Source organism: Paenarthrobacter sp. R1 (assembly GCF_030264015.1).
GTDB classification, from domain to species: Bacteria; Actinomycetota; Actinomycetes; order Actinomycetales; family Micrococcaceae; genus Arthrobacter; species Arthrobacter ureafaciens.
Genome location: NZ_CP127115.1, coordinates 4,223,442 through 4,245,852 on the forward strand (window position 1 = coordinate 4,223,442; position 22,411 = coordinate 4,245,852).

The window sequence follows — 22,411 nt, forward strand, 5'->3', positions numbered from 1 at the left end:
GGCGGCGGCGTCCATGGGCTTCAAGGGTGCGGGCAACGCGCTAAAGTTAACAAGCACGTCATTCACGTAAGGAGGGCCTTTGGGACTCTTGGAAACCATCAAGGATCCGCAGGACCTGGCCGGCCTGACCAGCTCCGAATTGGATCAGTTGGCCGGCGAGATCAGGGACTTCCTGATCACCAACGTAGCCGCAACCGGTGGTCACCTGGGGCCCAACCTCGGCGTTGTGGAACTGACCATGGCCGTGCACCGGACCTTCGAATCGCCACGGGACAGCATCGTCTTTGACACAGGGCACCAGTCCTACGTGCACAAACTGCTGACGGGCCGGCAGGATTTCAGCACGCTGCGGCAGCAAGGCGGCCTGTCCGGCTACCCGGACCGTGCCGAGTCCGAGCATGACATCGTGGAAAGCTCCCACGCATCCTCGTCCCTGTCATGGGCGGATGGCATTTCCAGGGCCCGGCAGCTGACCGGCGAAGGCGACCGGTTCGTCGTCGCCGTCGTCGGGGATGGAGCGCTGACGGGCGGCATGACGTGGGAAGCCATCAATAACATCGCTGCCGATAAGCGCCGGCGGGTGGTGATCGTGGTCAACGACAACGGACGCTCCTATGCACCCACCGTTGGCGGCCTCGCAGACTACCTTGCCTCGCTGCGCCCCACCATCGATTCCCTCCGCACTGCTCCCGCCTACGAAGGCATGCTGGACTGGTGGAAGAAGCGCCTCCAGAACGGCGGGCCGGTAGGGCAGTTCACGTACAAGAGCCTGCACGCGATGAAGAAGGGCATCAAGGACTGGTGGGCGCCCCAGGGCATGTTCGAGGACCTTGGGATGAAGTACATCGGCCCTGTTGACGGTCATAACCTCCAGGCGCTGGAACACGCCCTGAGTACCGCCAAGGCGTACGGCGGTCCGGTGATCGTCCATGCCATGACGGAGAAGGGCCACGGGTACGCCCCGGCACTGGCCAACGAGGCCGACCAATTCCACGCAGTCGGGATCATCGACCCGGAGACCGGAGAGTCCACCGAGACCCCCGGCGCGCGCTCATGGACGTCGGTCTTTGCCGAAGAGATCGCGGATATCGCGGACGAACGCCAGGACATCGTCGGCATCACCGGGGCCATGTTGATCCCCGTGGGACTGCACAAGTTCGCCGAGCGCCACCCCGAACGCGTCATCGACGTCGGCATCGCTGAACAGCACGCGCTGACGTCTGCAGCTGGAATGGCCTATGGCGGCCTCCACCCTGTGGTGGCTGTGTACGCCACCTTCCTGAACCGCGCTTTCGACCAGTTGCTCATGGACGTGGCGCTTCATAAGGCCGGCGTCACGGTGGTCCTGGACCGCGCCGGCGTGACCGGTCCTGATGGGCCCAGCCACCACGGCATGTGGGACATGGCAATGGTGCAGATCGTCCCGGGCCTGCATCTGGCTGCGCCCCGCGATGCAACCCGGCTCCGCGAAGAACTCAGGGAAGCCGTGGCCATCAATGACGCTCCAACGGTGGTGCGCTTCTCCAAGGGCAGCGTCGGCAAGGAGGTCGAAGCGATCGAGCGGCTCAAGGACGGCGTCGACGTCCTGGCGCGCCGTCCGGAAGGGTCCACGGAAAACGACGTCCTGATCGTCAGCGTGGGAACCATGTCCGAACTCGCCTTGGACGTGGCCGGCCGCTTGGGTGCCCAAGGCATTAGCTCCACGGTGGTGGATCCTCGCTGGGTCCTGCCGGTCCGGAAGTCGATCATTGCCCTCGCTGCCCGGCATCGCTTGGTGATCTGCATCGAGGACGGAGTCCGTGCCGGCGGTGTGGGCTCGCGGATCCGGCAGGAAATGCGTGCCGCTGGAGTGGACACCGCCCTCAACGAGGTCGGGTTGCCGGTGGAGTTCCTCGTCCACGGGTCCCGCAGCCAAGTCCTGGAGCGCGTCGGTCTGACGGCCCAACAGATAACCCACGACGTCGTTGCCCAGGTTTTGGGCACCAAGGTCCCCTTTGCGCGGCCCTTGCCAGGCCAGGCCCACCCCACCACCGGCAGCTTGCCCACGTTGTGAGCGGGGGACGCGAGCCCGGAGTGCTGCAGCCCGGCGATCTGGTGGTGGCACGGAACAGGAAATGGGACGGGAAGGCCCACTGGGTAGTACCGGGAAGATACCTCGGCGAGGACATCCACGGATGGTGGATCTTCCAAGGCAAGGGTGAATTCTGTGCCCGCCCCGGAGCTGCCTTCTACACAGCCTCGGATGCCTTGCTGCTGGTGCCCCGAACAGGGGAGTACGTTGCCACGTTCTACGACGACACGTACCCCGGCGACTTCCGGATCTATGTGGACCTTGCCACCGCCCATGAATGGAAGACCATCCGCCCGGGCGTGACGGAGTTCCACTTGATCGACATGGACCTTGACGTGATCAGGTCGACCGTCCGTGGCGTCTTCGTCGACGATGAGGATGAGTTCGAAGAGCACCGCATACATATGGGCTATCCCGGGGAAACTGTCTCAGCCATGCGCACTGAGTGCGCGGTTCTCCTGGCGGCAGTCAGCACCATGGAAGCACCCTTTGATGTTGCCTCACCGGGAAGCGTCAGCGCCGAATGGTTCACGAAAGGACGGGCATGAGCGGAATCATCCGCATGTACAAGCGCGATGAGGACGGAGTCCTGCATTTCCGCGAAGCATGGTTCGACGACGAGGACCGGCACTTTGTGGTCAACCATGGCGTGGTCGGGCACCAAAGCCGGACCGAAGAATCGGAAATCGGGGAGGACACCTCGGTGGACGGACTGATGGCTGCGTTCGCTGCGCAGTGCGAAGAGGACGGCTACGCGGAGATTCCTCCATCCGAACAGTTCTGGGTGGTGGCGCAGTTCGCGTTGAAGACCAAGGACGGCACCGAACGCGACCGCTACTTGGAACGGAACGCCAAAGCTGCACTCACCACGGAGCTCGCCTGGCGGGGCCTCGGGACGGTGGAACGCTCAGAGGTAGGGAACTCGCGGTTGAACATCTTCTGCCTCTGCCCGGACGTCAATAAGGCTGTCAACGCCATCAAAGTCTGTATCCGCAATGAGGACCTTGATTTCACCAAGCTCAGCATCGCAGCGGCCCCGCATGGGGAACCGACCGGGTTTAAGTTGAAGCACTCGCCCCGGAAGGGTGCTGGCTTTACGCTCTAAGTACTAGCGACCGCACCAGGAGGGACCGTTCCATGCCACAGAAAAGCAACTGGCCCGGACATACGCCGCTGCCAAAGGGCCTCGCAGCTCCGGCCAGGCGGGCGTTGGCCCACGAGGGCATTGAAACCTTGGAACAGTTGGCAGCGTTCGGTGGGCTGGAGGCCTCGAAACTGCATGGATTGGGCCCCGTGGCCATAGCCCAGTTGGAGGATGCGATGGAAGAATCCGGCATCTCCTACGGAGCCGTCCGGGGGGACTGAGTCCCCGCGCCGGTGCCCCGGCCGCACGTACTAGGCTGGGGCCATGACTGAATATCGACGCCTTGGCCGCTCCGGACTGACCGTCTCCGTCGTGGGGCTGGGCTGTAACAACCTAGGCCGCGCCAATACGCCTACGGAATCCCAGGAGGGCACGGACGCGGTAGTCCACGCCGCCCTCGACGCCGGGGTGACGTTCTTCGATGTTGCCGATGCGTATGGTCGGGAAGCCGGCCTCAGCGAGACGATGCTGGGGAAAGCCCTCAAGGGAAACCGGGGGGACGTGGTCATTGGCACCAAATTCGGCATGGACATGAAGGGCGCCAACGGCAAGGACTTCGGGGCACGGGGTTCCCGGCGGTACATTGTGCGGGCCCTGGAAGCTTCCCTGCGCCGTTTGGACACCGAATGGATCGACCTTTACCAGTACCACACCCCGGACCACGCAACACCGGTGGACGAGACCCTCGCGGCCCTGGATGATCTGGTGACCAGCGGCAAAGTCCGGTACATCGGGCACTCCAACTTTGCCGGATGGCAGGTGGCGGAAGCAGAGTACGTGGCACGCCAGCTTGGTGGATCCCGCTTCATCTCGACCCAGAACCACTACAACCTGCTGGACCGCCGTGCGGAACTGGAGATCCTTCCCGCGGCCGAAGCTTTCTCCTTGGGCGTGCTGCCGTACTTCCCGCTGGCCAACGGGCTCCTCACTGGCAAGTACTCGGCGGGGAAGGCCCCGGAGGGATCCCGCTTGAGCCACACCCGCACGCATCTGGTCCATGACGCGGATTGGGACCAGCTGGGCCGGTATGGACAGTTCGCCAAGGAGCGCGGTCTGACAGAGGTGGAGCTTGCCTTCTCGTGGCTTGCCGCCCAGCCGTGCGTGGCCAGCGTCATCGCAGGGGCCACCAAGCCGGAACAGATCCGCCAAAACGCCGGGGCCGTGCGCTGGGTGCCCTCGCAGAGCGACCGGGACGAACTCGATGACATTTTCCCGAAAACTCCGAAGGTTGCACTCTTCTAGTTCTTGGGTAGACCAGAGGACAATGCCTACGCCAAAGGCCGTGGACCACGGGTCCACGGCCTTTGACGTTGCTGCGGTTAAAGCGCCGCTGAGGCGACCCCCGGTGCGTGGAAACGCTTCCCGTTGACCCGCTCCGACGCCCCCACCCGGTCAAGGTACGGAGTGATTCCGCCGAGGAACATGGGCCATCCGGCACCGAGGATCATGCAGAGGTCGATGTCCTCAGGACCTGCCACGACGTTTTCGGCCAGCATGAGCCCGATCTCTTCGGCGAGGGCATCCTGGGTCCGACGCAGGACCTCTTCCCCGGTGGACGGAGTCTGGCCGAAGGACAGAATGGCGAGTGTCTCTTCGGGGAGGACAGGCGCACCATCGGGGCCTGCAACCCACAGGGACTTCACGCCGTTGTCGATCAGCTTCTGCAGGTTCTGCGACACCGGGAAGCGGTCGCCAAAGGCCGCGTGGAGTGACTCCTGGACATGCTGTGCCACGGGCAATCCCACCATGGCACTCAGGGTGAACGGCGTCATGGGCAGGCCCATGGGGCGCAGCGCCGTGTCGGCCACCTCTGCGGGAGTTCCCTCGTCGAACGCGGCAATGACCTCGCCCATCAACCTCAGGAGGATCCGGTTCACGACGAAGGCCGCAGCGTCCTTGACGAGGACTGCGGTCTTCTTGAGCCCCTTGGCGAGTTCGAAGGCCGTGGCGAGGACGGCGTCATCGGTCTTCGGTGCCCGCACTATTTCGAGCAGCGGCATGACTGCCACGGGGTTGAAGAAGTGGAAGCCCACCAGGCGTTCGGGATGCCGGAGGTCCTCGGCCATGGCTGTCACCGACAGGGATGACGTGTTCGTTGCCAGGATGCACTCGGGGGAGACGATCGCCTCCACTTCGGCGAAGACCTGCTTCTTGACGCTGAGTTCTTCGAAGACCGCCTCGATCACAAAGTCGGCGTCGCTGAAGGCCTCCTTGGACACCGATCCGGTGACCAGTGCCTTCGTCCTGTTCGCGGCATCGGGGCTGATGCGCTTCTTGCCGAGCAGCTTGTCCACTTCGGCGTGGACGTAGGCCACACCCTTGTCGACGCGGGACTGGTCAATGTCGGTCATGACCACGGGGACCTTCAGCTGCCGTGCGAAAAGGAGCGCCAGCTGGCTGGCCATGAGGCCTGCACCGACGACTCCCACTTTGGTAACCGGCCGGGCCAGCTTCCGGTCCGGCGCACCGGCCGGCCGCTTGGACCGCTTCTGGACGAGGTCCAGGAAAGCGTAGACCGTGGCGCGGAATTCGTCCGACTGCATCAGGTCCGCCAGCGTCCGGCACTCAAGGGCAGCCGATTCCGCCTGGGTCATGGTCCGGTTGGCCTCCATGATGTCCAGCACCTTGCCCGGGGCTGGCGCTGCGTTGGAGATCTTTGCTTCCACCACGTCCCTGCCTGCGGCAACGGCGGCGGCCCAACGCTCTGCCACGGCGGGGTCGGCAGGATCGACGGCGTTCTGCCGGTCGGGGGCGGTACGGCCGGAGATCACCCCGGCGGCCCAAGCCAGGGATTGCTCAAGGAAGTCGGCGGGTTCGAACATGGCATCGGCAATTCCCAGTTCGAAGGCTTGGGGACCCGTCAGCGTCTTGTTGTTGTTGAGGGCGTTCCCGATCATGACCTGCACGGCGTTTTCCGGGCCGATCAGCCTGGGGAGGATATAAACCCCGCCCCAACCCGGTACCAGGCCCAGGAACGCCTCGGGGAGCGCCAAGGCGCCTGCGCCGGTGGACACCGTCCGGTACGTGGACTGCAGCGCTATCTCCAGCCCGCCGCCGAGGGCGAGGCCGTTGATGAACGCGAAGCTGGGGACACCCAGGTTGACGAGCGTGCCGTAGACCTCGTGGCCGAGTTGGGCCATCCACAGGCCGTGTTCGCGCTCCTTGAGGGTCTTGACCGCGGAGAGGTCTGCACCCGCCACCAGGAAGTAGGGTTTCCCGGTGACGCCTACGCCCACGATCTCACCCTTGGCGGCCCGGTCCCTTAGGGCTTCCAGGACGCCGCCAAGTTCGACGAGGGTATTGGGCCCCAGGGTGGTCGGCTTGGAATGGTCCAGTCTGTTGTCCAGGGTGATGAGGGCGAAGGTCCCGGCCCCGTCGGGAAGCTCGATGTCCTGCACATAGGAGTGCGTCACCACTTCGTCCGGAAACAGGGCGGCAAGCTTCTGGAAATCGTTGGCGCTCATGCGGCGGCTCCTTCTTCGGAGGTGGAATCGGTGGTGGAAGTGGCTCCATAGTCTGCGTGGTGCGGGTTCTCCCAGATCACGGTGGCGCCCATGCCAAGGCCGATGCACATGGTGGTGATGCCATACCGCACGGAAGGGTCCTGTTCGAACTGCCGCGCCAGCTGGGTCATCAGCCGGACACCGGAAGAAGCGAGGGGATGTCCGACGGCGATCGCGCCGCCATAGCGGTTCACCCGGGGATCGTCGTCCGCGATGCCAAAGTGGTCGAGGAAGCTCAGGACCTGGACTGCGAAGGCCTCATTGATTTCAAAGAGTCCGATGTCCGAGATGTCCAAGCCTGCATTCTTCAGCGCTTTTTCGGTGGCAGGGACCGGTCCGATTCCCATGACCTCCGGCTCCACGCCGGCAAAGGCGTAGGACACCATGCGCATCTTTACGGGGAGGCCGAGTTCGCCCGCTGTGTCTTCGGCCGCGAGCAGGGCTACGGTGGCGCCGTCGTTCAATCCTGCCGCGTTGCCGGCGGTGACCCGGCCGTGGGCCCGGAAGGGCGTCTTGAGCCCGGCCAGATCCTCCACGGTGGTTCCCGGGCGGGGAGGCTCGTCTACGGAGTGCACGGTCCATCCCTGGCCCGGCTTCATGGTGGCCACCGGAACAAGGTCGCCCTGGATCTGCCCCTCGGCGTAGGCCGCCGCAAGCTTCGCCTGGGAGGACGCAGCGTAGGCGTCCGCACGCTCCTTGGTGATGGCGGGGAACCGGTCGTGCAGGTTTTCGGCAGTGTTGCCCATGTTGAGTGCGGCCGGATCGACGAGGCGTTCGGACATGAAGCGCGGATTGGGATCAGCGCCGGCACCCATGGGGTGGTTGCCCATGTGTTCCACTCCACCGGCGATCACGACGTCGTAAGCGCCGAAGCCGATGCCGCTCGCCGTCGTCGTGACTGCGGTCATGGCGCCTGCGCACATGCGGTCGATCGCGAAGCCCGGAACGGTCCGGGGGAGTCCGGCCAGAAGCGCGGCCGTGCGGCCGATGGTGAGGCCCTGGTCTCCGGTTTGCGTGGTTGCTGCGATGGCTACCTCGTCAACGCGTTCGGCCGGGAGGGAAGGATTGCGGCGCATGAGTTCCCTGATGCACTTCACCACCAGGTCATCTGCACGCGTTCCGGCGTAGATGCCTTTGTCTCCGGCCTTGCCGAAGGGAGTGCGGACGCCGTCCACGAAGACGACGTCGCGGACGGTTCTTTGCGCAGTGCGTGATGGACTCATGTGAAACTCCTCGCTGAGACACGGTGCCGGAACCGCTGGGCGGAATCCGGAGGGCATTGCTGCAATGTTACTCACCAGTAACTTTGCGTGCAAGGCCCGTATACGGCAAAGGCCCGCATCCACGAACCGGGGTTCATGAACGCGGGCCTTCAGGTGGCTACGGAGAATCTTTGGGCTTGGGCTCCTTGGCCGGGAGCGGCTGTGGGTTCAGGCATGCCTCGACGATGATCGGGGCGGCGAACGAAATCTGCCATTCGCGGGCTCCCAGGGCGCGCAGTTCGTCGGCGACCGTCTGGTGCGAGACTTCCGACGGCGGCCGCCACAGTACCCGCCGCAGGTAGTCCGGGGTCAGCAGGTTTTCCACCGGCAGCTTCAGCTCGTCCGCCTTTTCCTGGAGGGCAGGCCGGGCAGTGACGAGGCGGGCGGCTGCTTCAGCATCGCGGTCTGCCCAAACGCGGGGCGGCGGCGGTGCGTTGGTGGGCAGATGCAGCGGGGGAAGCTCGGTCAGCATACGGGCCGCGGTGATGCAGCGGAGCCATCTGGGTGCTTCCCGCTGCGCCGACCTGCCGTGGAATCCCTTGGTGGCCAACAATTGGGGGACGGTGGTGGGCAGGGCTTTTGCGGCGGCCACCAGTGCGGAATCGGGGATGAGCCGTCCCGGTGCCACGTCCCGCTTCCGCGCCAGCTGGTCCCGCTCCAACCACAATTCGCGCACGGCTGCGAGTTGCCGCCGGTCCCTGATCTGGTGGAGGCCCGACGTCTTGCGCCACGCATCCACGCGGGGAAGTGCGATCCCGGCGGCGAGGATACCGGCGAACTCCTGTTCGGCGAATTCCAGCTTTCCGTCGGCTTCCAGGAGTTCGATGAGTTCTTCGCGCAATTCTGCGAGGACCTCGACGTCCAGTGCTGCGTACCGCAACCACGGTTCAGGGAGCGGTCGGGTGGACCAGTCGGCGGCGGAGTGTTCCTTGGCCAGGCCGAAGCCAAGCAATTGCTCGATGACGGCTGCCAGGCCTACCCGGGGCAATCCGGCGAGGCGGGCGGCAAGTTCGGTGTCGAACAGCTTGTCCGGCCACATGCCGAGCTCGGACAGGCATGGGAGGTCCTGCGTTGCCGCATGGAGGATCCATTCGACGCCGCGGAGGGCGTCATTGATGATGGCCAGGTTCTCAAACGGTTCAGGATCGATCAGCCACGTACCGGATCCTTCCCGCCGGATCTGGACGAGGAAAGCTCGTTGGCCGTAACGGAAGCCCGAGGCGCGTTCGGCATCGACCCCTGCAGGCCCGGATCCGGCGGCAATCGCTGCGGCGCAGCGCTCCAGTCCGGCCATGGTGTCGATGACCGGAGGGACGCCTTCGCGCGGTGAATCCAGTTCGATGATTTCGGGAACGTGGCTGTCGAAGCCGTCCACCTTGATGTGGGTTGTGGGATCAGCAACCGGGTCGCCGGTTGTGGTTTTTTCCAGTTTTTCAGGGGTCATGATTGCTTAAGCTTACCGAGTCCGGCGCGCCGCGGCCGGATCGGGGGTGCAGTGCGGCTTCAGTTGAGCCTCCTGTTGGGCAGTCCCGTCACTCCCGGCGGCAGGGGCGGGAGGCCGGCGAAGGTGCACACCATGTCCGACCAGGCTTCCAGGTGTGCCTGTACATCGGAGGAGGCCGGTGTCCATGAGGCCCGCAGTTCTATGTCAATGGTGTCCGGCCGGTCTGCCAGCGTCCCAAAACTCTCGGAAAGGATCCGCGTGGCCGTGCCACCGGCCGCTTTGTACTGCGCGTTGTGGTTTTCCAAGGCTTCCACCAGCCAGGTCCACGCCACTGAGCCGAGCATTGCGTCGTTGCCCATGTCGGCGTCCAGTTGGGCCCGGATATAGGTGACGATCCGGAACTCACCTTCCCAGACCGCCGACCCTTCGGGATCGTAGAGGAGGATGAAGCGGCCTGTGGCGAGTTCGTCGTCTTCGTTGTCGCCGGGGTGCTGTCCCTGTTTCTCGATGAAGGCCTTGGCCACGGGACCGTGCACCGGCACGCGGCGGGTGGCTGCCGTGGGCCGGAAGACTTCGGCTCCCAAAGCCACGGCGTACGGCGCGAGCCGTGCCGGGGCGGGGATCTCATCCAGTCGCAGTTCGCTGCGGCACTGTGCTTTTCGTAGCGTTCCCAGGGCTGAAAGGAAGTCCGCGGGAACCTGTGAGAGGGCGTTCACCATGGCAGATTATGCGTCCGGGGCGGCGTTTCTGTGCAGGCTCGCCGCCCCGGAACCCAGCCGTTATCCCGCAGCCACTTCCCGTCTGATGGCTGCCACGAACGCGTCGATGTCTTCCTCAGTGGTGTCAAAGGAACACATCCACCGCACCTCGCGCCGTGCAGCGTCCCAATCGTAGAAAGCGAACTGTGAGCGGAGGCGGTCGGCAACACCTTCGGGCAGGATGGCGAAGACGCCGTTGGACTCGGTTGCCTGGGTGGGTTCAACGCCGTCGACCTGATCGACGGCTGCCCGCAGCCGCGCTGCCATGGCGTTGGCATGCGCGGCTGACCGCAGCCAGAGGCCGTCATCCAGCAGGGCTATGAACTGGGCGGAGATGAAGCGCATCTTCGAGGCCAGTTGCATGTTCATTTTCCGGAGGTACTTCAGGCCGTGGGCTGCCTCGGGGTTCAAGGCCACTACTACCTCACCGAAAAGCAGGCCGTTCTTGGTGCCGCCGAAGGAGAGGATGTCGACGCCGGCGTCGCGGGTGAAGGCGCGGAGCGGAAGGTCGAGGTGGGCGGCTGCGTTGGCAAGCCGTGCCCCGTCCATGTGGAGCTTCATGCCCTTGGCATGCACGTGGTCCGCGATCGCACGGACTTCCTCCGGGGTATAGCAGGTGCCAAGCTCCGTGGTCTGCGTAATGGAGACCACCAGCGGCTGGGCCCTGTGTTCATCGCCCCAGCCCCAGGCCTCACGGTCGATCAACGCGGGAGTGAGTTTGCCGTCTTCGGTGGGCACCTGCAGGAGCTTCATGCCGCCGATCCGTTCGGGGGCACCGTTCTCGTCCATGTTGATGTGGGCCGTGGAAGCGCAGATGACAGCGCCCCAGCGGGGGAGCAAGGACTGGAGGGACAGCACGTTGGCTCCCGTGCCGTTGAACACGGGGAAACATTCGATCCCCGTCCCGAACTGCTGCTCAAGGACTTCCTGGAGCCGGGCCGTGTAGATGTCCTCGCCATAGGAAACCTGGTGGCCGCCATTGGCTGCGGCCAGGGCAGCAAGGATTTCGGGATGCACGCCGGAGTAGTTGTCCGAGGCGAAGCCACGCACGGAGGGGTCATGCAGCCGGCTGTGATCCGTAGTGCTGCCGTCAAGGTGGATAGCCTGTGTAGTGCTCGTCACTTGTTCATTCACGCTTTCAAGTCTATTTCGCCGGCAGGATGCGTATGGGGCATCAGGCCGCGGTCGCGCCGGTGATGCCCGTGGTGGACTCGATGACGGGGCGCATCTTCTTCTCCAGGGCTTCATAGAACATGGACAGGGGGAACTCGTCGTCCAGGACCTGGTCGGTGAGCGCCCGCGGCGGTCCCGCCAGCGGAAGGGCCTCGGGGCCCTTGGCCCACACCGACGCCGGATGCGGAGTGACGGTCTCGGAAATCAGCTGGTAGGCGGCCAGCCAGTGAGCCGTCTTGGGGCGGTCGATGGAACGCCAGTACAGTTCCTCGATGCGGGCGCCCAGTTCAATCACGACGTCGGCAGCTTCCGCCCAGTCGATGCTGAGTTTGCTGTCGGTCCAGTGCAGGACATGGTGCTGGTGCATCCAGGCGAACAGCAGCTGGCCGCCGAGGCCGTCGTAGTTGCGCACGCGGCTGCCGGTAATGGCGAAGCGGAAGATGCGGTCGAAGATGACCGCGTACTGCACGAGCTTCGCGTGCCGGCGGGCATCGGGGTCTGCTTCCTCGTCCTTTTCGATGCGGACGGCTTCACGGAACGCCGTCAGGTCGCAGCGGAGTTCCTCCAGGGAGTACAGGAAGAAGGGCATGCGCTGCTTGATCATGAACGGGTCGAACGGAAGGTCCCCGCGCATGTGCGTGCGGTCATGGATCAGGTCCCACATCACGAACGTGCGCTGGGTCAGCTCCTGGTCCTCCAGCAGCTCTGCGGCATCCTCCGGCAGTTCCAGCGACGTCGTTTCCGCGGCAGCCTTGAGCACGCGGCGGAAGCGTGCTGCCTCGCGGTCGGCGAAGATGGCGCCCCACGTGAACGTCGGGGTCTGGCGGACTGCCACTGTCTCAGGGAACAGGACTGCGGAGTTGGTGTCGTAGCCCGCGGTGAAATCGACGAAACGGATCGGGACGAACAGTTTGTTCGAGTACTCGCCGCCCTCCAGGCCGGCAATGAACTCGGGCCAGATGACCTCGATCAGCACGGCTTCCACGAGGCGGTTGGTGCTGCCGTTCTGCGTGTACATCGGGAAGACCACCAAGTGCTGGAGGCCGTCGATGCGCTGCTTCTGGGGTTGGAAGGCCTGCAGGGAGTCAAGGAAATCGGGGATGCCGAAGCCACCCTCTACCCAGCGCGCGAAGTCCGCCACCAGCAACTCGAGGTAGTCGGCGTCGTGGGGGAAGCTGGGCGCCAGGCGGGTGATTGCATCCTGGATGGTGGCAACGAGCCGTGCCGCTTCTGCGTGGGCGGCGGGATCGGCGATGGAGCCGTCCTGCTGCTGGTGTGCCTGCAGTGCTGTTGCTGCTGCCTTAAGGGACTTCCAATCCGCGTTGTCTGCAGTGACGAGCGGACGGGTGGAGGTGGCGATGGTTGTCATGTAACTCGGCCCTTTCGAAGGAGGTAATGCTTCTGAGGCGAGCGTAGCAACGCAGAAGTATCGCTAATTCAAAAAAGGGTCGAGCATAAGAAAGTCTTGGCCATGGCCCTGGAAGAGTGGCCCCAAGGTCCAGCGGAACGCGGACCTGGGCGCGGAATTCCCTTCCGGAATCCCGCGCCCTCCAGCAGTTAGTCCGCGTCGGTTTCCACCAAGCGCAGGGAGATGGAGTTGATGCAATAGCGCTGGTCGGTGGGAGTGTCGTACCCCTCGCCCTCGAAGACATGCCCCAAGTGCGAATCGCACTTGGCGCAACGAACCTCGATCCGCTCCATGCCCAGTGTGCGGTCATGGAGGTACCTCACGGTGCCCTCGGCCAACGGCGCCCAGAAGGACGGCCAGCCGCAGTGCGAATCGAACTTCTCCCGGCTGGTGAACAACCGGCTTCCGCAAGCACGGCACTGATAGACACCCTCAGTGTGGGTGTCCCAGTACTCACCCGTGTAAGGACGTTCCGTTCCGGCCTGCCGCAACACCCGGTACTCCTCCGGAGTCAATTCCTGGCGCCACTGGGCATCGGACTTTGCCACGGGCACATCGGTAGCTGGGGTGGTGTTCTCAGATGAGCTCATGTTCTATGCAACGCTCACGAGTCGCCGATAAATCCCGAGCCCGCGTAAAGATGCAGCACGGGAAGGCCCAACTGGTCCTGCGCCTTGTTGGCCCAGTCCGTGTGGAAGGTATCGGCTATGGCATGCGGACGCGTGACGACGACGGCCTGGGCGGCACCGAGGTCCCGAACCTTGGCAACCAAGCCGGCCACGGCACCGCCGTCGACGATCTCTCCGGTCACGCCCCCGCCCAGGCCTTCCAGTGCCGCCAACGACGTCGCCAGCGTCTCAGACGCGTGCGCCCGCTCCACCTCCGGGTCCGGGGACTTGGCACCAAGCTCCCTGAAGGCCTTGGCAATATCCAGCAAGGAGAGATTCTCCAGGAAATCAACCAAGAGATGCCGTTCCGTGTTCGCGGGCACCAGGACCACCACTGGAGCGTCACCGCCGTCGAGCAATTTGGCAATGTTGGCACGGTCGTCGGGGCCGAGGGGTTCTTCTGTCAGGATGACGATGGGATCGCTCATGGCTACAGCGTAGACCTGCGATCGCGCACAACGCAGGGTTTTGCCCGCAATTGCGGCATTGCGCCACGGCTACCAGCGAGAATGGAACCATGGCAACCAATTCCCGGTCAGCGAGCGACGCTGCAGACTCCACCCTCAGCCTGCGTACCAAGTGGGCAATCGCCGGAATCCTCACGGGGACCTCATTGGCGGCCTTTGTGGGTGCCGGCTCCTCGGCGCTCGCCGTCTACTTCGCCAGGCGCGTCATCACGCCCTCTGCCAAGAACGCTGACCAGGAGGTCCTGGCGGTCATCCAGGGCGACGCGGGCCCGCAGGTCATTCTCGCCGCGACCCCGGACACAACCGTGGACGGCGTGTACAGCCTCTTCTTCGACAACGGCAAGGGGCATGCCAGGATCGGCCGGATTGTTTCCTACTCGCCGGCCGAGCAGACCGTACTGAGGGAGGTGGAAGAGGTCTACTCCGGGAACCTCTCCGAAGCCCGCCGGGGTTGGTGGAGCGGCGCCGCCTACCACCACCCGTCAGCCATTGGCGTGGCAGCTGACGACGTGGAGATCGAGGTGGAAGGCGGGACGGCGCCTGCCTGGTTGATCCGTGCCGAGGCGGCCGCAACCGCTCCTGTCTGGGCCATCATGGTCCACGGCCGCGGAGCCACCCGGATGGAATGCCTGCGTGCCGTCCGGACGGCAAAGGAACTGGGCCTGGACAGCCTGCTGGTGTCCTACCGCAACGACGGCCTGGCCCCTTCGGCCCTGGATGGCCGTTACGGACTCGGCTCCACGGAGTGGCGGGACGTTGAGGCGGCCATCGGATATGCCCTGGACCACGGAGCCCGGGAAGTGGTTCTCTTCGGCTGGTCCATGGGAGGTGCCATCAGCCTGCAGGCAGCGGACCTCTCCAAGCACCGGCAACGGATCCGGGCCCTGGTGCTGGATGCACCCGTGATCAATTGGGTCAACGTCATGGCCCATCACGCGCAGGTCAACAGGATTCCCTACAACGTGGGACGTTATGGGCAGTTGATGCTCGGCCATCCTTTGGGACGCCGCTTGACCGGGCTGGCCGCCCCCGTGAACCTGAAGGCCATGGACTGGGAAGCCCGCGCCGTTGAACTGCGGACCCCCACCCTGTTGATCCATAGCGTCGATGACGAATACGTGCCGTTCGAACCTTCGGCAAGCCTGGCGGAGAAGAATCCGGACATGGTGACGTTCGAGGCGTTCCACGGGTCGCGGCACACCAAGGAATGGAACGTGGACCCGGAGAAATGGGAGCGGATGGTGCGTTCCTGGCTGCTGCAGCAGCTGGCTCCCCGGAACAACCCCGGAGGCACCGGCGCGGACGCCGAACCGGCAGGAGAGGCCGCAGGCCGTTCCTAGTCCTTGGCGGAGCCGATTGCGGCGGTCACCGCCCGGGTGAGCCGCACAAGATCGGCTGGAGCCACTTCGATGTCCAGGCCACGCCGGCCGCCGGAGACAAAGATGGTCTCGAAACCCAGGGCGGACTCGTCCAGGACGGTGGGAGAGGGCTGGCGTTGGCCAAGGGGAGAGATGCCGCCCAGGACATAGCCCGTGCGCCGTTCCGCCGCCTTTGGATCAGCCATGGACGCCTTCTTGGCGCCCAGGGCACCGGCAACAGCCTTCAAATCCAGGCTGCCGGACACCGGGACAACCCCCACAGCCAGACGGCCTTCCACCTCCACCATGAGGGTCTTGAAGACCCGGGCGGGATCGATGCCCAGAACCTCGGCCGCTTCCAACCCGTAACTGGGAGCTGAGGGGTCATGAGCGTAGGGGTGGACGACGAAGGGAACGCCGGCCGCAGTCAGTGCTGCGGTAGCCGGCGTTCCCTGTGAAGCCATCTTCTTGGCCATGCTTAGCTTTCCAGCTTGTTGGCCGCTGCGACTTTCCTCTTGATACGTCCCAGCATGGCCGTCATCCCGCGCATGCGCAGGGGAGTGATGGCACGGGTCAAACCCAGCAGCTCCGGCATGTCGTCCGGCACCGCAAGGATCTCCTCCGCGGTCAGTCCGTCCAGTCCCTCATGGAGGACTCCAGCGAAACCACGCGTGGTGGGTGCCTCCGGCGGGGCTTTGAAGAACAGGCGGTAGGCGCTGGGGCCATCCGTTTTCCTCTCCGATTCAATGGTGAGGAACAGCGGCGACTGGCACTCCACCACCTGTTCCAGCAACTCCGGATGGTTCGTCAGCCGTTCCGGCAGTTCGGGCAGGCCACGCGAAAACTCCAGCAGCAGTTGCAGGCGTTCAGGCTCGGACAGCGCCTGGAAGTCGTCGACGATTTCCGCCAGTGCGGTGGGCAAAGTGTTGGTACTCATCACATCCCAGCATACGCACTACGTAGCACGATGACGTGCTAGTTACGGACCAGGGAGGCCGGAACGGATCCGCGCTCGGCTCCCTTGACGATGGGAACGCGTACTGCATTGCCCCATTCGGTCCATGAGCCGTCGTAGTTGCGGACGGACTCAAAGCCCAGCAGGTACTTGAGGGCGAACCAAGTGTGGCTGGAACGCTCGCCGATGCGGCAGTACGCCACGACGTCGTCACCGGCCTTGAGGCCTGCTTCGCCAAGGTAGAGGGCTTCGAGCTCTTCGCGCGAGCGGTAGGTGCCGTCCTCGGCAGCAGCCTTGGCCCAGGGAACAGAGGCAGCCGTGGGAATGTGGCCGCCGCGCAGCGCGCCCTCCTCGGGGTAAGCCGGCATATGCGTGCGCTGGCCGGTGTACTCCTCGGGGGAACGCACATCGATCAACGGCTTGCCCAGGTGTGCCAGGACGTCTTCCTTGAATGCGCGGATGGGAGCATCGTTCCGCTCCACCTCGGGATAGTCGCCCCGGGCGGGAGCAGGGACGTCGGTGGTGAGTTCACGGCCTTCAGCAATCCACTTGTCGCGGCCGCCATCGAGGAGGCGGACATCCTCATGACCGAACAGGGTGAAGACCCACAGTGCGTAAGCGGCCCACCAGTTGGACTTGTCGCCGTAAATGACCACGGTGCTGTCGCGGGAAATTCCCTTGGCGGAAGCCAGGGCGGCGAAAGCCGCGCCATCGACGTAGTCGCGGGTGACTTCGTCATTCAGATCGGTGTGCCAGTCGATCTTGACCGCGCCGGGGATGTGGCCGGTTTCGTAGAGGAGGACATCCTCATCGGACTCCACAACCACCAGCTTGCCGTCGGCAACGGCGCCATCGGCCAGCGCTGCCGCGAGCCACTCGGTGGATACGAGGCGTTCGGGGTTCGCATAAGCTGCGAACTTTTCGTTCTGTTCAACGGGGTAGGACATGGTGGTGGCCTTTCACTGACAACGGACGGAGCCAGGCCCAACGTAGCTCCTGTTGCCGGCCCGGCATGCTCACAACACTAACTACCGCGCCGGGTTCGCGCTGCTCCGCCGGTCATACGGTGAAACATGGCTTTGGTCACGTGCGCCGTCCGGGCGCCCGCGTTGCCGGTATTCTTGCTGGGGACCCACTACCGGAAGAACGGACCACAACTGGTGCACATCGAACAACTGACAGCCCGCACGCCGTCAGTCTCTGTGGAGGAACTCCTCAAGGGTTTCTACCCCTCTCCGCGATTTGGCGAGGTGTCGTTCGACAGTTACCGGCCCGACCCGTCGCAGCCGAGCCAGGCCAACGCCGTCAAGGTGCTGTCCTTCTTCGCGGACGCTGTGGGGGCTGAAGACAACGGCGGCCTTTTCAAAAAGCTGTTCGCCAAGAAGACCACCTCGCGGGCCGGCATCTACCTGGACGGTGGTTTCGGCGTCGGGAAAACCCACCTCCTGGCGTCCCTGTGGCACCGGTCGCCCGGTCCGAAGGCCTTCGGCACGTTCGTTGAGTACACCAACCTCGTGGGCGCGCTGTCTTTCCGCAAGACCGTTGACGCCCTCAGCAATTACAAACTGGTCTGCATCGACGAATTCGAACTTGATGATCCCGGCGACACCGTCCTGATGTCGCGCCTCATGCGCGAATTGGCCGACGCGGGGGTCAAGCTGGCAGCAACGTCAAACACCCTGCCCGGTTCTTTGGGCGAAGGCCGCTTCGCAGCCGTGGACTTCCAGCGCGAAATCCAGGTCCTGGCGGACCAGTTCGATGTTGTGCGGATCGACGGCGAAGATTTCCGGCACCGCGGATTGCCGGCAGCTCCTGCACCCCTGAAGACCGAAGAGCTCAAGCATCGGATGCGCAGCGAGTTCAAAGGCCAGACTGTTGCCGTTGATGACTTCCGCACGCTGGTGGACCACCTCGCAGGCGTCCACCCGAGCCGCTACCGGCAGCTGATTTCCGGGATCGACGCCGTGGTGTGGCGTGACGTGGACACCATCACGGAGCAGGCTGTAGCCCTGCGCTTCGTGGTGCTGGCCGACCGCCTGTACGACAAGGACGTGCCGATCCTGGCCAGCGGTGTTCCGTTCGACAAACTGTTCACCGAAGAGATGATGGCCGGCGGCTACATGAAGAAGTACTTCCGCGCCGTTTCCAGGCTCACTGCCTTGGCGCGCGAGGCCCAGAACCACGAGCCTTCCTGACCAGCGGGCCGGGCTTCAGCAGCCACCGGACCAGAATGCCGCACGTCAGAGCCCAGAACGCGGCCCCGATGCCGCCGAAGCTGAGGCCCGAGGCTGCCAGCAGAAACGTAATGCAAGCCGGAACGCGTTCTTCTGCTTCGGCCAGCGCCGAGGAGATGGCGGCGGCCAAGGTCCCCAACAGCGCGAGGCCGGCAACAGCTTCCAGCAATCCCGGCGGAGCCGCCGCAACAACGGTGACCAAGGCGGCGGAAAACACGGCAAGAACCAGATAGGCGAGTCCTGACACGAAGGCGGCGCGCCACCTTTGGCCGGGGTTCCTGCCCGCTTCCTCCCCGGCAGCCAATGCAGCGCTGAGGGCCGCCAAGTTGATCGCATGACCGCCGAACACCGCCCCCGCCATGGTGCCTGCTCCGGTCATCACCATGGAAGACCGCCATGGGGTGGTGAAGCCGAACGACTTGAGGACGGCTACGCCGGGGATGTTCTGCGACGCCATGGTGACGATGAACAGCGGCAGGGCCAGCCCGACCGCAGCCTCCACACTGAAAGCCGGCGTTGTCCATTCAAGCCTGGGCACCAGCGCGTCAGCGGGAAGATAGGTCCCGTTCACGCCAAGATGGATTCCAATCACCGCCAGTGCCACCACCAATGCTCCGGGTACTGCCCACCGGGGAGCGAGCTTCAGCAGGAGCAACCAGCACAAGGCAACAGGACCAACCAGCAGCGGCGCCGTTCCCAAGGACTTGAACGGTGCCAGGCACAGGGGGAGCAGGACGCCCGCCAGCATGGCTTGGGCCAAGGCGGTGGGGATCCTTCCCATGAGCCTGCCCAGAACGGGGAGCAACCCGGTCAGCAGGATCAGCACCCCCACCAGCAGGAAGGCTCCTACGGCTGCCGGCCACCCGCCGTCGACCATCCCGGCAGAGGCGAGCAAGGCGGCGCCAGGCGTGGACCACGCCAAGGTCACCGGCATCTTGGAACGCCAGGACAGCCAGAGAATTGCCGCGCCGAACGTCAAAGTCAACGCCAGGAGTCCACTGGCTGCCTGGGATTGAGTTGCTCCCACGGACTGCAATCCTGCCAGGACTACGGCGAACGATGACGTGAAACCCACGAGTGCGGTGACCACTCCCGCTGCGATGGGCGGCCCGAGGCCCTCGCGCCGGGGAGGGTGCTGAATGACGGTGGGGGCGGAAGGCATAGTGACCAAGGTACCGGAAGGCCGCCAGCCTGCCCGCCCCGGGATAGCCAAGCGGATCTAGTGGCTGATTAAACGCCAAGGGCACCGGCGTCGCCTCTCGGCGGGACCGGTGCCCCCTTGACGTATCTGTTGCGGCGGCTCAGGCAGCTAGGGCTGCTTTGGCTCATCCGTTGCGGGAGCCGGATCGGCTTCACCGTCGTTCTTGGCCACGAAGTTGGAAGCGGCATTCTGGACTGCATCAACCTGTCCGGCGAACTTGCCGCCGGTCTTCTGGTCGACGAAGTCTCCGGCCTTTTCGATGCCATTCTTGATGGCTTCTTCGTTGCCCTGAATGAGACCCTGAGCCTTGCCCTTCAGGTCGTCAATTAATCCCACGGGCACCTCCCTTCCTTCGCGGAGCCAGTTCGCTCCTCCGCGTCCGACCCTAACACCAGATGCTGGGGGTGCCAAGGACCAGGCGGTTCGCTACGCCAAGGGCTTACTTGTCTCCAGGTGACGCGGGCTGTCCGGGTTCATGAGTGAGTGCTTCCGGCCGTAGAAGTAGTAGATCGCCAGGCCTATGACCAGCCACACGCCGAAGCGCACCCAGGTCTCCCAGTGCAACTGAACCATCAGGAAGGCCGAGGCCAGGACGCCGAATGCGGGGACAACCGGCATGAGGGGGAGCCGGAACGTGCGGGGCGCGTCGGGCTTGGTGTAGCGGAACATGATGACGGATACGCACACCACGACGAACGCCGCGAGGATGCCGATGTTCGTCAGGTCGGCAACTTCCTTGATGGGGAAGATGCCTGCCAGGAAGGCGGAGGCGACGCCGGCGATCCAGGTGACACGTTGGGGCGTACCGTGGCGGTCCGTTTTGGCGAACCAACCGGGGAGGAGGCCGTCACGGCTCATGGAGAACCACACGCGGGTGACACCCAGAAGGAAGGTGAGCATCACAGTGAGGATGGACAACACGGCGAAAACCGAGATGATGGTGGCGATTACCGGCAGTCCGACGCCCGTGAATGCCGAGGCGAAGCCGGCGGCGGGATCGATGTCCTTGTAGTTCTGCATGCCGGTCAGGACCAACGTCGCGGCAACGTAGAGCAGCATCGCGATGACAAGCGACAGGATGATGGCCTTGGGCATGTGCTTCTTGCCGTCCTTGGCCTCCTCTGCGGCTGTACTCATGGCGTCGTAGCCGAAGACGGCGAAGAAGACCGTGGCGGCACCTGCCAGGACCGGACCGAAGCCGCTGGGCATGAACGGGTTGAAGTTCTCGGTATTGATGTAGAAAACGCCCAAACCGATGATGAACAGAATCAGGATCACCTTGATGGCGACCGCCACGAGTTCGAACCGGCCGAAGGTCTTGGTTCCACGGCTGAGGATCCAGGTCACCAGGAGGCAGACCAGGATTGCGGGAAGGTTGATGATGCCGCCCTTGCCCTCATCGGCTGTGGAGGTCATCCAGGTGGGCATGTGGATTCCGATGCCTGAAAGGAAAGCGTCAAAGTATCCGGAGATGCCGATCGCCACCACAGCCACGATGGCGATGTATTCCAGCAGCAGGTCCCACCCTATGAACCATCCAATGATCTCGCCGAGGGCAACATAGCCGTAGGTGTATGCGGAGCCGGCGCGCGGAATCATGCCGGCGAATTCGGCGTAGGAGAGGGCTGCCGCTCCGGATGCCAGGCCTGCGATGAGGAACGAGATCAGCACCGCGGGGCCCACCCCGGGATTGCCCTCCGATCCGTGCGCCACCAGCCCGGCAAGGGAGAAGATTCCGACGCCGATGATTCCGCCGACGCCGATGGCCGTCAGTTGCCAGAGGCCAAGGCTTTTGAACAGCCCGCTGTGCTTGCTTTCTTCCTCGATGTCGTCGATCGGCTTGCGCCGCATGACGGATTGGGAAGCCGTCTGTTGATTCATGGGGTACTCCTGCCAGTGGCGTGGATTGGTGATGAACTCGCAGTACATTATGCGAGCCCAATCACATTAGATAAAGCGACTTTTTCTTAGCGATATCGGTTACGGCCACTGATGAATTGCAGAAACTGGTTTCGGGCACAAAAAAAGCAGCTCCGGGGAGCTGCTTTTTCTTGGAGCGGACGACGAGATTCGAACTCGCGACATCCACCTTGGCAAGGTGGTGCTCTACCAGCTGAGCTACGTCCGCATGTGGTGCAAGCCCGGCATTGCCTGGCTATATCACTCAAACAAGTTGCCTTGTTTTGGTGGGCGATACTGGGATCGAACCAGTGACCTCTTCCGTGTCAGGGAAGCGCGCTACCGCTGCGCCAATCGCCCGTTACCGGGTCCTTGTGAAAGGAGAGCGGACGACGAGATTCGAACTCGCGACATCCACCTTGGCAAGGTGGTGCTCTACCAGCTGAGCTACGTCCGCACATGCTCCTAGCCGGGTTGGAACCCGGCTAGGAACAACAAACAAGTTGCCTTGTTTTGGTGGGCGATACTGGGATCGAACCAGTGACCTCTTCCGTGTCAGGGAAGCGCGCTACCGCTGCGCCAATCGCCCAAGCATCCAGCACTGCTGAAAGCATGGTTTTCACCGAGGTGGGTACGGGATTCGAACCCGTGTATACGGCTTTGCAGGCCGCTGCCTCGCCTCTCGGCCAACCCACCGTGTAAGCAGGATTCCGAAGAATTCTTGCCTGACAGTGCCTTGCGAGCGGACGACGAGATTCGAACTCGCGACATCCACCTTGGCAAGGTGGTGCTCTACCAGCTGAGCTACGTCCGCATTGTTGGTTAGCGTGGGCCGCCTTGCAGGCATTCCGTCGCTTTCCGACGAG

General features: G+C 64.0%; 21 protein-coding genes and 6 tRNA genes. 7 read left to right on the top strand and 20 right to left on the bottom strand.

All coding sequences use genetic code 11. From position 1 onward, the window contains the following. The first annotated feature begins 79 nt into the window (after nucleotides 1-79). The 5 genes from dxs to QN084_RS20090 are packed head-to-tail and all read left to right on the top strand — an operon-like array spanning nucleotide 80 to nucleotide 4,457. Nucleotides 80-2,053: a 1-deoxy-D-xylulose-5-phosphate synthase gene (gene dxs, locus QN084_RS20070; RefSeq protein WP_069695713.1), complete on the top strand. Its 1,974-nt coding sequence runs from the start codon at nucleotides 80-82 to the stop codon at nucleotides 2,051-2,053. Further along, on the top strand, nucleotides 2,050-2,619 hold the full coding sequence (locus QN084_RS20075) for a DUF402 domain-containing protein (protein WP_021473096.1): 570 nt from the start codon (nucleotides 2,050-2,052) through the stop codon (nucleotides 2,617-2,619). Before dxs ends, QN084_RS20075 begins: the two co-directional genes overlap by 4 nt. Next, on the top strand, nucleotides 2,616-3,176 hold the full coding sequence (locus tag QN084_RS20080) for a hypothetical protein (protein ID WP_021473095.1): 561 nt from the start codon (nucleotides 2,616-2,618) through the stop codon (nucleotides 3,174-3,176). Before QN084_RS20075 ends, QN084_RS20080 begins: the two co-directional genes overlap by 4 nt. A 32-nt stretch (nucleotides 3,177-3,208) precedes the next feature. Then, nucleotides 3,209-3,436, top strand: a complete 228-nt coding sequence (locus QN084_RS20085; protein WP_021473094.1) for a helix-hairpin-helix domain-containing protein — start codon at nucleotides 3,209-3,211, stop codon at nucleotides 3,434-3,436. 43 nt (nucleotides 3,437-3,479) lie between these two features. Beyond that, nucleotides 3,480-4,457: an aldo/keto reductase gene (locus tag QN084_RS20090; RefSeq protein WP_069695712.1), complete on the top strand. Its 978-nt coding sequence runs from the start codon at nucleotides 3,480-3,482 to the stop codon at nucleotides 4,455-4,457. 77 nt (nucleotides 4,458-4,534) lie between these two features. Here QN084_RS20090 and QN084_RS20095 read toward each other — a convergent pair whose 3' ends face one another. From QN084_RS20095 to QN084_RS20130, 8 genes are all read right to left on the bottom strand, one after another. Further along, nucleotides 4,535-6,679: a 3-hydroxyacyl-CoA dehydrogenase NAD-binding domain-containing protein gene (locus QN084_RS20095; protein ID WP_069695711.1), complete on the bottom strand. Its 2,145-nt coding sequence runs from the start codon at nucleotides 6,677-6,679 to the stop codon at nucleotides 4,535-4,537. Then, nucleotides 6,676-7,941: a thiolase family protein gene (locus QN084_RS20100; RefSeq protein ID WP_021473091.1), complete on the bottom strand. Its 1,266-nt coding sequence runs from the start codon at nucleotides 7,939-7,941 to the stop codon at nucleotides 6,676-6,678. The genes QN084_RS20095 and QN084_RS20100 overlap by 4 nt, the downstream gene beginning before the upstream one ends. Before the next feature lie 157 nt (nucleotides 7,942-8,098). Further along, nucleotides 8,099-9,424, bottom strand: coding sequence for an HRDC domain-containing protein (locus QN084_RS20105; protein ID WP_021473090.1), 1,326 nt, complete (start codon nucleotides 9,422-9,424; stop codon nucleotides 8,099-8,101). 59 nt (nucleotides 9,425-9,483) lie between these two features. After that, nucleotides 9,484-10,143 carry a DUF3000 domain-containing protein gene (locus tag QN084_RS20110; RefSeq protein ID WP_021473089.1) on the bottom strand — a complete coding sequence of 220 codons (660 nt, stop codon included), beginning with the start codon at nucleotides 10,141-10,143 and terminating at the stop codon, nucleotides 9,484-9,486. 60 nt (nucleotides 10,144-10,203) lie between these two features. Next, a complete protein-coding gene (locus tag QN084_RS20115; protein WP_062099126.1) occupies nucleotides 10,204-11,283 on the bottom strand; it encodes a threonine aldolase family protein in 1,080 nt (359 codons plus the stop codon). 73 nt (nucleotides 11,284-11,356) lie between these two features. Further along, on the bottom strand, nucleotides 11,357-12,724 hold the full coding sequence (locus QN084_RS20120) for a DUF6421 family protein (RefSeq protein ID WP_069695710.1): 1,368 nt from the start codon (nucleotides 12,722-12,724) through the stop codon (nucleotides 11,357-11,359). 188 nt (nucleotides 12,725-12,912) lie between these two features. Further along, nucleotides 12,913-13,353, bottom strand: coding sequence for a peptide-methionine (R)-S-oxide reductase MsrB (gene msrB / locus QN084_RS20125; protein WP_031216735.1), 441 nt, complete (start codon nucleotides 13,351-13,353; stop codon nucleotides 12,913-12,915). 14 nt (nucleotides 13,354-13,367) lie between these two features. Continuing rightward, on the bottom strand, nucleotides 13,368-13,859 hold the full coding sequence (locus QN084_RS20130; RefSeq protein ID WP_021473085.1) for a hypothetical protein: 492 nt from the start codon (nucleotides 13,857-13,859) through the stop codon (nucleotides 13,368-13,370). 89 nt (nucleotides 13,860-13,948) lie between these two features. Between QN084_RS20130 and QN084_RS20135 the strand changes: the two genes are divergently transcribed. Next, nucleotides 13,949-15,238, top strand: a complete 1,290-nt coding sequence (locus QN084_RS20135) for an alpha/beta hydrolase family protein (RefSeq protein WP_062096198.1) — start codon at nucleotides 13,949-13,951, stop codon at nucleotides 15,236-15,238. Here the strand turns inward: QN084_RS20135 and ybaK are convergent. From ybaK to QN084_RS20150, 3 genes are read right to left on the bottom strand one after another with little or no spacing between them, the layout of a single operon-like run. Continuing rightward, a complete protein-coding gene (gene ybaK / locus QN084_RS20140) occupies nucleotides 15,235-15,732 on the bottom strand; it encodes a Cys-tRNA(Pro) deacylase (protein WP_062096200.1) in 498 nt (165 codons plus the stop codon). The genes QN084_RS20135 and ybaK overlap by 4 nt on opposite strands. Before the next feature lie 2 nt (nucleotides 15,733-15,734). Beyond that, nucleotides 15,735-16,193: a SufE family protein gene (locus QN084_RS20145; RefSeq protein ID WP_021473082.1), complete on the bottom strand. Its 459-nt coding sequence runs from the start codon at nucleotides 16,191-16,193 to the stop codon at nucleotides 15,735-15,737. Between the two features lie 38 nt (nucleotides 16,194-16,231). Then, nucleotides 16,232-17,158 carry a sulfurtransferase gene (locus QN084_RS20150; RefSeq protein ID WP_062096202.1) on the bottom strand — a complete coding sequence of 309 codons (927 nt, stop codon included), beginning with the start codon at nucleotides 17,156-17,158 and terminating at the stop codon, nucleotides 16,232-16,234. A gap of 210 nt (nucleotides 17,159-17,368) precedes the next feature. On the opposite strand from QN084_RS20150, the gene zapE reads away from it, so the two are divergent. Continuing rightward, the gene (zapE, locus tag QN084_RS20155) at nucleotides 17,369-18,406 is read left to right on the top strand and encodes a cell division protein ZapE (RefSeq protein ID WP_062099128.1); all 1,038 of its coding nucleotides are present in this window, start codon (nucleotides 17,369-17,371) and stop codon (nucleotides 18,404-18,406) included. Here zapE and QN084_RS20160 read toward each other — a convergent pair. From QN084_RS20160 to QN084_RS20200, 9 genes are all read right to left on the bottom strand, one after another. Continuing rightward, nucleotides 18,363-19,607 carry a benzoate/H(+) symporter BenE family transporter gene (locus QN084_RS20160; RefSeq protein ID WP_021473079.1) on the bottom strand — a complete coding sequence of 415 codons (1,245 nt, stop codon included), beginning with the start codon at nucleotides 19,605-19,607 and terminating at the stop codon, nucleotides 18,363-18,365. The genes zapE and QN084_RS20160 overlap by 44 nt on opposite strands. 147 nt (nucleotides 19,608-19,754) lie before the next feature. Beyond that, nucleotides 19,755-19,988, bottom strand: coding sequence for an antitoxin (locus QN084_RS20165; RefSeq protein WP_021473078.1), 234 nt, complete (start codon nucleotides 19,986-19,988; stop codon nucleotides 19,755-19,757). Nucleotides 19,989-20,072: 84 nt separating this feature from the next. Further along, nucleotides 20,073-21,527, bottom strand: a complete 1,455-nt coding sequence (locus tag QN084_RS20170) for an amino acid permease (RefSeq protein ID WP_069695709.1) — start codon at nucleotides 21,525-21,527, stop codon at nucleotides 20,073-20,075. A 171-nt stretch (nucleotides 21,528-21,698) separates the two neighbouring features. Continuing rightward, nucleotides 21,699-21,774: transfer RNA gene (locus tag QN084_RS20175), tRNA-Gly, on the bottom strand. Between the two features lie 56 nt (nucleotides 21,775-21,830). Next, nucleotides 21,831-21,905 (bottom strand) — tRNA-Val (locus QN084_RS20180). A gap of 24 nt (nucleotides 21,906-21,929) precedes the next feature. Further along, nucleotides 21,930-22,002: transfer RNA gene (locus tag QN084_RS20185), tRNA-Gly, on the bottom strand. Between the two features lie 57 nt (nucleotides 22,003-22,059). Then, nucleotides 22,060-22,134 (bottom strand) — tRNA-Val (locus QN084_RS20190). A 36-nt stretch (nucleotides 22,135-22,170) separates the two neighbouring features. Beyond that, a tRNA-Cys gene (locus QN084_RS20195) sits at nucleotides 22,171-22,241 on the bottom strand. A gap of 45 nt (nucleotides 22,242-22,286) precedes the next feature. Beyond that, a tRNA-Gly gene (locus tag QN084_RS20200) sits at nucleotides 22,287-22,359 on the bottom strand. Between the last annotated feature and the right edge of the window lie 52 nt (nucleotides 22,360-22,411).

Coding starts and splice junctions, on each gene's coding strand:
- QN084_RS20080 (WP_021473095.1), top strand. CDS start 2,616: ATGAGCGGAATCATCCGCATGTACAAGCGCGATGAGGACGGAGTCCTG.
- QN084_RS20085 (WP_021473094.1), top strand. CDS start 3,209: ATGCCACAGAAAAGCAACTGGCCCGGACATACGCCGCTGCCAAAGGGC.
- QN084_RS20090 (WP_069695712.1), top strand. CDS start 3,480: ATGACTGAATATCGACGCCTTGGCCGCTCCGGACTGACCGTCTCCGTC.
- QN084_RS20095 (WP_069695711.1), bottom strand. CDS start 6,679: ATGAGCGCCAACGATTTCCAGAAGCTTGCCGCCCTGTTTCCGGACGAA.
- QN084_RS20100 (WP_021473091.1), bottom strand. CDS start 7,941: ATGAGTCCATCACGCACTGCGCAAAGAACCGTCCGCGACGTCGTCTTC.
- QN084_RS20105 (WP_021473090.1), bottom strand. CDS start 9,424: ATGACCCCTGAAAAACTGGAAAAAACCACAACCGGCGACCCGGTTGCT.
- QN084_RS20110 (WP_021473089.1), bottom strand. CDS start 10,143: ATGGTGAACGCCCTCTCACAGGTTCCCGCGGACTTCCTTTCAGCCCTG.
- QN084_RS20120 (WP_069695710.1), bottom strand. CDS start 12,724: ATGACAACCATCGCCACCTCCACCCGTCCGCTCGTCACTGCAGACAAC.
- msrB (WP_031216735.1), bottom strand. CDS start 13,353: ATGAGCTCATCTGAGAACACCACCCCAGCTACCGATGTGCCCGTGGCA.
- QN084_RS20130 (WP_021473085.1), bottom strand. CDS start 13,859: ATGAGCGATCCCATCGTCATCCTGACAGAAGAACCCCTCGGCCCCGAC.
- QN084_RS20135 (WP_062096198.1), top strand. CDS start 13,949: ATGGCAACCAATTCCCGGTCAGCGAGCGACGCTGCAGACTCCACCCTC.
- ybaK (WP_062096200.1), bottom strand. CDS start 15,732: ATGGCCAAGAAGATGGCTTCACAGGGAACGCCGGCTACCGCAGCACTG.
- QN084_RS20145 (WP_021473082.1), bottom strand. CDS start 16,193: ATGAGTACCAACACTTTGCCCACCGCACTGGCGGAAATCGTCGACGAC.
- QN084_RS20150 (WP_062096202.1), bottom strand. CDS start 17,158: ATGTCCTACCCCGTTGAACAGAACGAAAAGTTCGCAGCTTATGCGAAC.
- QN084_RS20160 (WP_021473079.1), bottom strand. CDS start 19,607: ATGCCTTCCGCCCCCACCGTCATTCAGCACCCTCCCCGGCGCGAGGGC.
- QN084_RS20170 (WP_069695709.1), bottom strand. CDS start 21,527: ATGAATCAACAGACGGCTTCCCAATCCGTCATGCGGCGCAAGCCGATC.